The organism is Calothrix sp. UHCC 0171 (assembly GCF_034931845.1).
Classification (GTDB): domain Bacteria; phylum Cyanobacteriota; class Cyanobacteriia; order Cyanobacteriales; family Nostocaceae; genus Brunnivagina.
Window position 1 is genome coordinate 35,933 of the sequence record NZ_JAYGHN010000029.1, and the last position, 12,381, is coordinate 48,313.

Consider the following 12,381-nt stretch of genomic DNA (forward strand, 5'->3'; position numbering starts at 1 on the left):
TAATTTCGCCGTTGTATAGTGAGATGTAATTGTAGAGCGTATGTCAAAAATCACTTTTCTCCCTTCTGACAAGTGAGTTCTACTGACAAATTTTCATATTTATCTTGCTAAAGATGCATTTTAAAAATCCGTTTTTTGTGTAAGTTTGATGGTGTAGTGCTGAAAACGGCGCTTATTGACACATTTGCTTGTAAAATCAAATTGTTAAGTTTTATATATTGAGTGTTGAGTAAACTGTAGATACTTAGCACAAAAATCACAATTTCCAGAGCTAACGTAGAAGCTCTAAACTGGAAAACGGTAAAGAGAGGAATTCACAAAATGGCATTTGTACAGCCCCCCCTTCCATTTGCATCCGATGCTCTTGAGTCATATGGCATGAAAGCCGAAACTTTTGAGTACCACTATGGTAAGCATCATGCGGCTTATGTAACCAACCTCAACAAGTTGACAGAAGGAACCGACTTGGCTGACAAGTCACTGGAAGAAGTAATTAAAATTTCTTTCGCCGATCCATCCAAAGCTGGCATTTTCAATAATGCGGCTCAAGTTTGGAACCACACATTCTTCTGGAACTGTTTGAAACCCGCAGGTGGTGGCGCACCCACAGGCGAGCTTGCGGCTAAAATCCAAAAAGATTTTGGTAGCTATGAAAAATTTGCAGAAGAATTCTCGAATGCTGCTGCAACTCAATTTGGTAGCGGTTGGGCTTGGTTGATTGATGATGGTGGTACTTTAAAAATTATCAAAACACCCAATGCAGAAAATCCCCTCGCGCATGGCAAAAAAGCGCTTTTGACACTCGATGTTTGGGAACATGCCTATTACATCGACTTCAAAAATGCTCGTCCTGCGTTTATTAAAAACTTTCTCGATAAATTGGTGAACTGGGAGTTTGTGGCTCATAATTTAGCCGCAGCTTAATCATTTGCATTAATTGCCAATTTATTTAGTTATCAATACAGTCACGATATCCTCGTGGCTGTATTAATTTAAATAACTTGAAGTAGCTTAACTAAATTTTGATCAGATTTACGCAGTAGTTACGCATTAAAACTTACTCCTACAGCTAGGAATTATATGAATAGTATGAATAGTAACGAGATTGCCCAATATATCGAAGCAACTAATGGCATATCAAAACCTTGGTTGCTGGTGCAGCTTCGACTCAAAAAACTTCAAGAACGTCGTCATGAAATTTCTGGTGAAGAATATATTCAAGAATTAGCAGATATTCAGCAAGATTTAATGAAATTAGGTGAATGGTGGAAAGGCATGGAAGATGAGGTTTTTTAGGGGAAAAGTCAAAAATTACAAGTTGTGATTTTTTCCAAATCTCAGCAATTAATATCAAGTAGTTCTTGATAGTATTCTTGAATTTGAGTTGGCAAGTAGGTGGTAGATTTTAAGATTTGCTGGTAGATTTGGAATGATTTTGTGATGTGAATGCGGCTCAAAAAGTCTAAATCATGGGAAATTACCCATAATGCACCTTGATACTCGTTGATACCTTCTACCATTTGGTTAACAGTTTCAATGTCCAAATTATTGGTTGGTTCGTCGAGAATTAATAAATCAATTGCCGAAACACTAATAATTGCGATCGCTAATCTAGCTAGTTCGCCTCCACTTAATACAGACGTTGGTTTATAAACATCATCGTATTTAAAGAGAAAGTGACCCAATTGTTGGCGAATTTGTTGATAGTTTAAATTGGGATTCGCAATCTGCATATTCTCCAGAATATTGAGATTACGGTTAATAATTTCATAACTTTGGTCAAGATAAACCATTTTTATTCTTGGTGCAATTATCATTTCACCAAAATCTATGTTTAGCTGGGGTTTGTGAATTTCTGAGTTAATTCCTAAATCAGTACCTAAAATTGCTTGAGCTAAACTAGATTTTCCTGAACCATTAGCACCAGAAATTACGATTCTATCTCCAGATTGAATATGTAATTGAATATCTTTGAGCAATAATCTTTCTGCTACCCAAAGATTTCCTCCCTGAATATCGATTAAATGACGATGCTTTTGATTTTTTTCAGATAATTCAAGACTCATCGTCTTCTTTGTTTTAATTTTAGTGTCTATAGCTTTTTGGCTAGCTTTGACAATGGCAGCTTCATGTCTCTTTTTAGCTATTCCTGCACTACTTTCAGCTTGACTTTTACTTAATCCAGCAGACATACGATCAATGCTACCATTTAATAAATTCGCACGACCTTTCCGTTGAGATTCTGCGGCTCTTTGCTGTTCTTTCATCGCACTTTCTTGAACACATTTTAGCTCTTTTCTAGCAACTTCATGTATTCTGACTGCTGCTGCAAACTCAATTTCTTTTTGCTGACGATACTGGGAAAAATTACCACCATAAAATTTGATTCCTTCAGGTGTCAATTCCCAAATATTATCGACAACTTGATCGAGAAATAAAGGTTTATGGGAAACAATGACAAATGCACCAGAAAAATTATTCAAAAATAATCTCAAAGATTCCAAAGCTAATAAATCCATGTGGTTAGTTGGTTCATCTAAAAGTAATAAATCAGGCTGTTGAGATAAAGCGATCGCTAAAAATAACTTGCTTAATTCACCTCCACTCAAATTTGAGATTGACAACGATAAATCTAGTACAGTATTGAATTGATTTTGTAATATTTCTTCAATCTGCCACCATTCTTCAGAAACTGAACTCAAGAAATTCAGTAAATTCTCATCTTTAATTTCTTTGCGGAGAGTGCTTACTTGCGGCAAATAAGAAACTAAGCCATTACGATAAATAGAGCCAGCACTAGGAGAAATTTGACCAGCTATTATTTTGAGAAGTGTGGATTTTCCGACCCCATTAGCACCAACTAAACCAATCTGTTGATGCTCGGAAATACTGAGGTTAATGCTTGCAAATAAATTTTTCTCTAAGTCGATTTGACAAGCTAAATTCTCAGCGAAAATTATCGATTTTTTCTGCATATTATCTACCTTGAGCAAGCTAAGATTAACCCTCACCTATAGTGATAAAGAAATTAGGAGGGTGAACTACTATTTGACTAAATCTTGTACTTGTTATCTACCTGAACCGCGCAAAACAAATTTCACCACCTAATTCAAAAGGGTGAATTTCCTTGACATGAATTGCGCTTCACGAAATCTTCTAGCTCATTTTTATTTCCAAGCTAAATAGTTGATTATTATTCTCTATGTCTAATTATATTCTGCCACTCAATTGGCGACATTTTTAAACTACTACTTCATTTCAGCAATACCACAAGATATTCTCAACTTCTTTTCTCACTACAGCATACTACAAAATCATTACAGAGAGGTAGGAAAGTTTAAAATTTGTTTACACATATCTTGCGCCTTCTCAATAAACTCAGAAATAAACCTAACAGCTTACGATAAATCAAAGCTTTCAAGTCCTAATTTTCTCAATAGTCCTTTGGTGCAAGATATCAGTTTATCAATTATTGCGATCGCATCTTCAAGTTGTAGACGACTAATTATCAGAGACAAAACTAAAACCCCAACATGGAGTCGGGGTTTTATCATCAATACAATGTGACTAAATATATGGGTTGAAGTATATAACTAAGACAGATATATTTTACATATATTCTAGCGATCGCTAATAATTATACACATCCCTAAAGCTTGCCATGTCACAGGTCCAACAATTCCATCTACAAGGACTGTTGGGTCATGGTCATTACCTCTTTCTTGAAATTCTTTGACTACATCTTCTGTTTTTTTACCAAAAAAGCCATCAGCTTTTAAGGAGCTAAAACCAAACTTTTGTAAGCGTTCTTGTAAGAGCTTTACAGACTCAGAAGCAGTTTTCTGACGGTCATCACGACGCAAAACGGGCATTCTGTGACAGGGAGTAAGTTGCTCTTTATTTAGTGTTTGCATTTTGGTATTTTCCTGTTTTGTTGTAATTTAATTTACCGATAAGTTTAGATTCATGACTGGATTGTTAAATTCCAGAATTTTATCAAAAATATCGGAAAAAATTTGAGTTCGACAATCCTCTCCGTGCCAAAATAATCGCCAACAAAAAACCCCGGTAAATTACCGAGGTGACTAGAAGGATACGAATATCATTCTTTGAGAGATAGGAGATACCGGAATCAAAAAATCTTAGCTAACACTCAAGCTAACCAAAACCAAAGTCGTCACGAGCAATGTTGCAAACGCAGCTTGAATGGCATATTGGCGTTGTTCCCAAATTGCTGGGTACTCAGCATAGTACATGGTTGGTTCGGTTGCGTAGTTGTTCAAAACGCCGTCTTCGTTAACTGTTGTATACATAATCTTTTCCTTTATTTGTTACCTTATGTAAATAATAGTAACAATTTTGTTACAAAAGGTCAATAGAGCTTGACAAATAATTGTATATGTATGTAATAAGGGTTGCTTATGTTGGATGACAAAAAATAATCCCCAATCAGGTTGGGGTATTGAGCGCACAGATAGGGTAATTAATCTTTGTGTATTTAAAGTGTATTAAGGTAATAGTGGCAATTTAATTTTTCCAGTCGCAAGCATGGTATAGCCAGTGCTAACTGCAAAAAACGCCAAAGCAAAGGAAATTAGGGAAATAGGAGTAATAAAAATCTTGCCTCTGGCGATCGCGTAGATGATAGAAAATATAATTAACAGCCAGCCCAATTTACGATATTGGCGAGCATAGGTTAAAGTCAGGATTCCAGATATTGTGCATAAAACGACAGGCAGGCTACTAATTAAATATCCCGATAAAATTACGCTACCAGCCAAAACCTTGATACCAATCAGCATTAACCCTAATCCACACAGTCTAATCAGAAGTTTCATTGTTGTCTTCACTACCACTATTCGTTTGTAAGAGAACTCCACAGAATAATTGCTCCAAAAGCGGTTATTGCGTTCGCTTTTAGCCTTCCCGTTGGGCACAAAGTGCGAATGTTTCATACCCCTGCGGGGAAGTAAACTATGCAATGACAATTAAGTATTTCTGTTTGTGGAGGTCTCTAATATAACTTAGGTTTTGCAGATGCAAATTATGCAGCATATTGCATGGTAATCTTCTCGAAGAATTGTATCCCCTAAGTGTCTCTGGGAAGAATTCTGGTTATTGGTTGCGATGTACCACTATTAATGTCAAAATTACTCAGGAAAATAGTTGATATAAATATACTATTTACAAAATACTTACAAAAAAATATGTTTACTAGAATACGTCGTCTTTTGAGTCAATTTTTTAGTAATTCCAGGACAATCAATAACGAGCCACTGAATAAAGTCAGCTTGATTGTTATTATTGTGATCGATATATTTATTTTAATTAATGTTTTTACAGGACTGGATGATATCAGCAGATGGCATCTGAACCCGACTCAGGCTTATCCATGTTATTCCGAGTGGAAAAATTATCGGGAAACAACTCTCAAAGATAAAGATTATGAAATTCTCAAGTTTTTACCAACAGATAACACAATCAATTCACCATCATTACAGCAAACTTATCAACAAGAAGAAATAGGACATCTGGGTAAGGTTTCGGAAATATGTTTGGATTACGCAACCTCCAAAGATAAAATTAAAAATCCCGAAAATCAACAAACTATCAAGACAATTATTAGCAAAGAAAAAGAGATTAGTTCACTTGAACAAACTAATCGTAATATCCGCGCTCAATATGACTCAACGCTTTTAGAAAAAATAGCAGGTCAGAATCGCCAACAATCAATTAATCTCGTTGGGGCGGAAAAAGCAAAACAGCAGTTAGACCAAAATAATAGAAAAATTTCTACACTAAAAACTGAAATTTCTAATCTGAAAAATTTACTACTTGGTAAATCAGAAAGCATTAGCTTTATAACCTTTCTAAAGGATAACGATAAATTTATAGCACTGGAAAAGGGTTATAAACAAGCATCTTTTTGGTATCCCAGCATTCAGCTTGCTTTTCAGTCTCTCTTTCTTTTACCGCTAATTATTGTTGCCTTATTAAGTCATAAATTTGCTCTTTCAAGAGGATATGGACTTATCTCATTAATTAGCTGGCATTTGCTGGTTATATTTTTTATCCCGCTATTAATTAAAGTATTTGAATTTCTACAAATTGGCGCAATATTTCAGTTTCTCTTTGATATTGTTCGTACCCTATTTGGTGGTTTACTATTCTTAATTAGTTATGCTTATATTTTGCTGATTCCATTGCTTGGTTTTGGAATTATCAAATTTCTCCAAAAAATTGTCTTTAATCCGAAAGTCCAAGCAGCTAGCAGACTTCAAAATTCACGCTGTCTCAATTGCGCCAAGAAAATTCATCACCATGATGCCTATTGTCCGCACTGTGGTTATTATCAATACGTTGAATGTCCAAACTGCAATAATCTTACTTACAAAAATTTGCCACACTGTAAACATTGTGGACACCCTCAAAATTCTCATAATTTATAGTTGGATAATTTGAGATGAGTAGATGCGATCGCATAAAATAATCCTGTTATCGCCAGGAAGTGCGTAGCTCCACACCGTAAGTACACTCTTAATCAACAATTAGTCTCTGGCTAGGCTAGGCTAGGAAAGGGAAAAGTAAGAATAAGCAGAAAATATCGGTGGGTAGCATCTGTGACACAAGGCTTTGATACTTTTTGAGACTTCTTCGGAAATTGCCGTGTAAAGTTAATCACAGGTTATCAAAATTAAGAAAAGATTATTCAGCAAAAATAATTCTTGATTCATGAACTATTTGGGCAATTCAGTAATAAAATCTTGATGTCCTAAGCAGTCGAAAATATACACGGATGTTTGCACATAGTCGCCGTTGGCTCTACCTTACTCTTTGCATCATTGTAATAATTGCAGCATGTACAACATTACCAGGGAAAAATACCCAACAAGCCAAACAACAAACTACAAAGACTCAACAACATAACGCAATTATTTTTGTTGCTGATGGGTTGCGTCCTGACTGGGTAAATTCTAGCGATACTCCTGCTCTCAACGAAGTTCGAGAAAAGGGAGTAACTTTCCTCAATAGCCATTCATTATTTCCGACTTTTACTACTGCTAATGCTTCCGCGATCGCCACAGGTCATTTTCTTGGGGATACTGGGGATTTCAGCAATACAATTAAAGTTAATACTCCAGTTAAAAGTGCTAAAAACAGCCTTGTACCTTATTTAGAAAATAATGCAGTTCTGCGGGAAGTAAATAAGCAATTTGGTGCTAATTTTCTCAACGAACAAAGTTTACTATCTGCGGCAAGAGCAGCTAATTTTAGCACTGCTGCTATTGGCAAAAGTGGACCAGTTTTGATTCAAGATGTAACCTTGAAAAATGGCGAAGCAACTCTGATTTTTGATGATTATACGGGTAAGCCGGAAGGTGTTACACTGACTCCGGAAATTACAGAATTACTCAACAAGAATTCCTTACCAATCATCACACCAGAACGCGGAGACAATAAACAAGCTGGTGACAGTAAAACACCGGGAACTAAAGTTGCAAATACAGTACAACAGCAATACTTTGCCGATGTGACGACAAAAGCAATTTTACCCCTATTTAAACAGCGTCAGAAACCCTTTATTCTTGTTTATTGGTCGCGTGATCCCGATGGGACTCAGCACAGTCATGGCGACAGTTTAAACAAGTTAGTACCGGGAATTAACGGTGAGACAACAAAAGCGGCAAGACAAAATGCCGATAAAAATCTGGAGCAAATTATTACTGCTTTAAAAGATTTAGGTTTGGCAGAGACAACAAACATTTTCGTCACCGCAGACCATGGGTTTTCAACTATTAGTAAAGAAAGTAAAACTAGCTATGCGGCAACACTGACTTTTGCAGATGTTCCCAAAGGATTTTTGCCGCCAAGTTTTGTAGCGATAGATTTAGCTAAAGACCTGAAATTATCATTGTTTGACCCTGATAAAAATAATACCGCAATTAATCCTCCAAAAGGTCAATTTTCCAGAAATAGTATTCTTGCTAAAGACCCCAAACAGCCAGAGATAATTGTTGCGGCAAATGGAGGTTCGGATTTAATTTATTTACCCAATAAAGCCAACCAAAAAGACTTAGCAATAAAAGTTGTCAACTCATTACTCAAACAGGACTACGTAAGTGGAACTTTTGTTAATAATGACTTAGGTAAAATTCCGGGGACATTATCATTAGAAGCGATCGCCCTCAAAGGTTCTGCGCGTACACCCCAGCCTTCAATTTTGGTGAATTTTCGCTCCTTCGACACAGGTTGTGGAACTCCCACAGCTTGCGGTGCTGAAATTTCTGATACCTTTCTCCAGCAAGGACAAGGGATGCATGGTAGCTTTAGCCGTGCTGATACCTATAATATGATGGGTGCGATCGGTCCTGACTTTAAAAAAGGATACAAAGACTTAGCCCCCGTTAGTAATGCCGATGTTCCCCGCACAATCGCCAAAGCTTTAAATATTAACTTGCGTCCTTTGGGTAAACTCACGGGTAGAGTATTAAATGAAGCACTGATAGGTCAACCCGATACGATTCAATCAAAGTCTTTTGTCTTAGAATCTCAGCCTGCAAGTAACGGTTTAAAGACAGTTCTCAAATATCAAACTGTAGGTAAAACTCGTTACTTTGATGTTGCGGGATTTCCCGGTCGTACTTTAGGACTTTAGGAATTTAGGATTTAGGATTTTAGATTTGTCTAGAATCCTACCTATTCACTTGAAGTTCTATTTGTATACAGTCCATTTCAATAATTTATTAAAAAGTAATCAGAATATCTAAAAATCCAAAATACTATGATTTTTCATAAATTTCTAAAGGTAATCCATCTGGGTCTGGGAAAAAAGTAAACTTTTTCTCTGTGATTTCATCAATGCGGATATCTTCAACTGAAATATTTTGTGATTTTAAATATAAAACTGTCTCTTCTATATTTTCAACTTCAAATGCTAAATGTCTTAATCCACAAGCTTCTGGGCTATTAACCCTTGGTGGTGGATGTGGAAAAGAAAATAATTCAATTTGGCAATTTTCACCAACTTGTAAATCTAATTTATAAGAATCTCGCCAACTGCGATATGTTTCTTGAATAATTTTGAATCCTAAAGTTTCCACATAAAATTTTTTTGAATGTTCATAGTGGGAACAAATAATCGCAACATGATGAATTTTCGTGACTTTCATTTAGTAGTTAATATTAAATAGTTAATCTTGAGATTAATCTCGGAAAGAGGCTAGGATTTACACAGAGATTGAGATGCCATAACTAATATTCAGCTTTGGCATACCCACGAATAATTTCAGGTGCGTTAGCATGATTCGTAACGCACCCTAAAATTAGAGATGGAGCTAAGAATCTTGTAAAATTGTCTTCGATACAATCCTGGTTTTTTTGCGATCGCTCTCCGATAAGTCTTGTCCAGCTTGAAGTTGGGTAGCAGAGGTTTGTAGTACCGTCGCTGCATTTTTATCACCCATCTGCAAGGCAGTTTTCGCGGCAGTTTGTAACATTGTCGCTGCACCGGTGCGATCGCCCATCTGTAATTTAGTTTCCGCAAGCTGGGTTTGCCGATATTTTGCCAATGCCAAAATATGCTGTTGCACCCCTGAATCTGTAACTGGTTGATACGCCGTTGAGACATTTGCCTCAACGAAAAATATCTCCGAAAGTAAACCGCTTGCATTTTGTGCTGGATCGTCGTAACGTACCTGCAACTGTGCAATTGGTTGCCTTCCTAAAGGCAGTTGGGAAATATACAAATTTGCCAACACCACTTTTTCGACATCGCGCATCAAATCCCCGATTCGGACGCTAATACGACCATCTGGGTCTTGCTGTACAGGCAATTCGATAGTCTCTGGTGCTACCTGTGCCACTGGTTTAAGTTCCGCCAAACGGACTTTGGGAACCAAGGAAAATAGCAAATAAGCATTAGTTAAACCGACAGTTTGAATACGATTAAATAGCTGGTTAAACTTCTCCTCAGCATCATCCGGTCGCTGGATGTGGGATAGGGAACCACCACCACCGTCAGCAATTTGTTCGAGGATATCCTGATTCCAGTTATCGCCAAACCCCAAGGTATTTACCGTGAGATTGTAGCTCGCAGCCAATTTGGCAAATTCCAAACAGCGTTTATTACTGCCATGTTCATTTTCGCCATCGGTTAACAAAAAGGCTTGGGAAACCGCTTCTTTATTACCTTTGGTTAATTCCTTAATCCCTAACTGCAAGCCCTCATCGATCGCAGTACCCCCATCCGCAGCCAGAGTATTGATTTGCTGCTTGATTTTTTCGGGATCATCGACAGTTTGGTTAGATACCAAAACCTTCGCCCGATGGTCAAAAGCAACTACACTAATGCGATCGCCAGGATTCAAGCGATCGACAATCCGGCAAGCTGCCTTTTTGACAGTTTCCAGAGGTCTGCCATTCATCGAACCACTGCGATCTAAGATCAAACAGAGGTTTAGTGGTACATTACGACCGAGAGAGTCCGCGATCGCGCTAATCGAAATCGCCAACTGTCGTTGACTATTCGTTTGATTTCCATCAATGTTGCCATCATTTAGAGCCGGCTGCAAGCTAACCTTCATAACCCCTTCCATTCAGCAATAAGTTTTTACAGATAACTTCAGTAGGCAATCCAGTTGCTACGGAAAAGTTGATCAGTCGTTTAGTCTTTTGTTATTAGTCTCTTGTCATTAGTGTTTTGCCATTAGTCCTTTATGAGTTGTTCAGTGCAATACAAATACTCAATATTTAACAACTAGCAACTCAAGCCCCATGACAATACAGCACTAAGTATTGAGTAATAACCATTAAACAATGCTTATTAACTATTAAAACAATTCCCAATGCCCAATGCCCAATGCCAAATCCCCACTAACTATCAATTTAGAGAAATCCACACTCCCAGTTGAGCTTCCAAGGCGTTAGTATGTATTACAGTTAACGGCATTATTCTCAGGCAACAGTTGCTATGGACAATTCCCCCATCAAGGCTGTGCAAGCCCCCTACTACGGTGATAACAACTACCGCACACCGCCACCAGATTTACAATCCTTGTTACTCAAGGAGCGAATTGTCTATCTTGGACTGCCATTAGTATCTGGAGCCTTTTCCCAACTCGGTGGTCATTCCGTTGCGGATTTGATCGTCGCCCAATTATTGTATTTGCAGTCAGACGACCCCGAAAAGCCAATTAAAATTTACATCAACTCGACTGGTACTTCTGGTTACGATGGTAATCCAATCGGGTTTGAAACAGAAGCTTTTGCTGTCTACGATACGATGAAGTATATTAAGCCTCCTATTCATACAATTTGTATGGGTTCGGCGATTGGGATGGCGGCGATGCTTCTGGCTGCTGGAACCAAAGGCTGTCGTGCCAGCTTACCTAACGCTTCGATTGTCTTACACCAACCCAAAAGCTATGCCCAAGGGCAAGCTACAGATATCCAAATTCGAGCGAAGGAAGTTTTGGTCAATAAAGCCAGTATTGTGGAGATATTCTCACAAACTACTGGGCAACCTAAGGCAAAAATTGAGAAGGATATGGATCGCCTCTTCTACATGACACCCTATCAAGCGGTGGAATATGGTCTAATTGACCGAGTATTTGAGAAACATGAAGTCGCGAATCCTCCCATTCCCGCCAGCGTACTTTAAAAAGGTTAGGAGTTGGGAGTTAACAGTTAGGAGTTAAACACAAACTTTTAATTCATAATTCATAACTCCTAGCTCATAATTCATAACTATTCAAAATTGGAGTTACACAAAATGCCTATAGGTGTTCCTCAGGTTCCTTACCGTATGCCGGGTGGACAATATACGCAGTGGATCGATATCTACAATCGTCTGTTTCTGGAACGGATTGTATTTATGAGTGCTGAGGTTGATGATGGCATGGCGAATCAACTTATAGCCCAAATGCTATATATGGATTCGGAAGACCCAGGCAAGGATATTCTTTTGTACATCAACTCTCCTGGTGGCTCTGTCACGGCAGGTTTGGCAATTTTTGATACCATGCAACACATCAAATCAGATGTGGTGACAATTTGCGTTGGTTTAGCGGCTTCGATGGGTTCTTTCCTCTTGGCTGCTGGTGCTAAAGGTAAGCGCTTGGCTTTGCCCCATTCACGGATTATGATTCACCAACCTTCTGGTGGAGCTCGCGGGCAAGCTACCGATATTGAAATCGAAGCGCGGGAAATTCTGCGGATGCGTCATCAACTTAATGGTATCTATGCTACCAATACTGGTCAGCCTTTGGAAAAAATTGAGAAAGATATGGATCGAGACTTTTTTATGTCTGCTCAAGAAGCCAAAGAATACGGCTTGATTGATAAAGTGATTGAAGAGCGTCCTGCTTAATCTTCCCTATCCCC

13 protein-coding genes are annotated in these 12,381 nt (G+C 37.9%); 6 read left to right on the forward strand and 7 right to left on the reverse strand.

The genetic code is table 11. From position 1 onward, the window contains the following. The first annotated feature begins 321 nt into the window (after positions 1–321). Together VB733_RS19695 and VB733_RS19700 are read left to right on the forward strand one after the other, a co-directional pair. Positions 322–924 (forward strand): superoxide dismutase, encoded by a 603-nt coding sequence (locus tag VB733_RS19695; protein ID WP_323341756.1) that lies wholly within the window; start codon positions 322–324, stop codon positions 922–924. A 165-nt stretch (positions 925–1,089) separates the two neighbouring features. Beyond that, entirely contained in the window at positions 1,090–1,296 is a 207-nt protein-coding gene (locus VB733_RS19700; protein WP_323341789.1) for a hypothetical protein, read from the forward strand. A gap of 41 nt (positions 1,297–1,337) precedes the next feature. On the opposite strand, the gene abc-f is transcribed toward VB733_RS19700, so the two are convergent. From abc-f to VB733_RS19725, 5 genes are all read right to left on the reverse strand, one after another. Further along, entirely contained in the window at positions 1,338–2,975 is a 1,638-nt protein-coding gene (abc-f, locus tag VB733_RS19705) for a ribosomal protection-like ABC-F family protein (protein WP_323341757.1), read from the reverse strand. 423 nt (positions 2,976–3,398) lie between these two features. Then, positions 3,399–3,554 carry a hypothetical protein gene (locus tag VB733_RS19710; RefSeq protein WP_323341758.1) on the reverse strand — a complete coding sequence of 52 codons (156 nt, stop codon included), beginning with the start codon at positions 3,552–3,554 and terminating at the stop codon, positions 3,399–3,401. 66 nt (positions 3,555–3,620) lie between these two features. Continuing rightward, positions 3,621–3,914 (reverse strand): peptidoglycan-binding domain-containing protein, encoded by a 294-nt coding sequence (locus VB733_RS19715; protein WP_323341759.1) that lies wholly within the window; start codon positions 3,912–3,914, stop codon positions 3,621–3,623. Positions 3,915–4,142: 228 nt separating this feature from the next. Then, positions 4,143–4,313 (reverse strand): photosystem II assembly protein Psb34, encoded by a 171-nt coding sequence (psb34, locus tag VB733_RS19720; protein WP_323341760.1) that lies wholly within the window; start codon positions 4,311–4,313, stop codon positions 4,143–4,145. Between the two features lie 195 nt (positions 4,314–4,508). Further along, positions 4,509–4,838 carry a hypothetical protein gene (locus VB733_RS19725; RefSeq protein ID WP_323341761.1) on the reverse strand — a complete coding sequence of 110 codons (330 nt, stop codon included), beginning with the start codon at positions 4,836–4,838 and terminating at the stop codon, positions 4,509–4,511. 369 nt (positions 4,839–5,207) lie between these two features. On the opposite strand from VB733_RS19725, the gene VB733_RS19730 reads away from it, so the two are divergent. Continuing rightward, on the forward strand, positions 5,208–6,449 hold the full coding sequence (locus VB733_RS19730; protein ID WP_323341762.1) for a hypothetical protein: 1,242 nt from the start codon (positions 5,208–5,210) through the stop codon (positions 6,447–6,449). A 347-nt stretch (positions 6,450–6,796) separates the two neighbouring features. Next, positions 6,797–8,656 (forward strand): alkaline phosphatase family protein, encoded by a 1,860-nt coding sequence (locus VB733_RS19735; protein WP_323341763.1) that lies wholly within the window; start codon positions 6,797–6,799, stop codon positions 8,654–8,656. Positions 8,657–8,780: 124 nt separating this feature from the next. Here the strand turns inward: VB733_RS19735 and VB733_RS19740 are convergent, their stop codons facing one another. Together VB733_RS19740 and VB733_RS19745 are read right to left on the reverse strand one after the other, a co-directional pair. Continuing rightward, the gene (locus tag VB733_RS19740; protein WP_323341764.1) at positions 8,781–9,170 is read right to left on the reverse strand and encodes a VOC family protein; all 390 of its coding nucleotides are present in this window, start codon (positions 9,168–9,170) and stop codon (positions 8,781–8,783) included. 165 nt (positions 9,171–9,335) lie between these two features. After that, entirely contained in the window at positions 9,336–10,583 is a 1,248-nt protein-coding gene (locus tag VB733_RS19745) for a VWA domain-containing protein (protein WP_323341765.1), read from the reverse strand. Positions 10,584–10,969: 386 nt separating this feature from the next. On the opposite strand from VB733_RS19745, the gene VB733_RS19750 reads away from it, so the two are divergent. Next, positions 10,970–11,659, forward strand: a complete 690-nt coding sequence (locus VB733_RS19750; protein ID WP_323341766.1) for an ATP-dependent Clp protease proteolytic subunit — start codon at positions 10,970–10,972, stop codon at positions 11,657–11,659. Between the two features lie 111 nt (positions 11,660–11,770). Then, positions 11,771–12,367 carry an ATP-dependent Clp protease proteolytic subunit gene (locus VB733_RS19755; RefSeq protein ID WP_323341767.1) on the forward strand — a complete coding sequence of 199 codons (597 nt, stop codon included), beginning with the start codon at positions 11,771–11,773 and terminating at the stop codon, positions 12,365–12,367. Positions 12,368–12,381 lie beyond the last annotated feature (14 nt).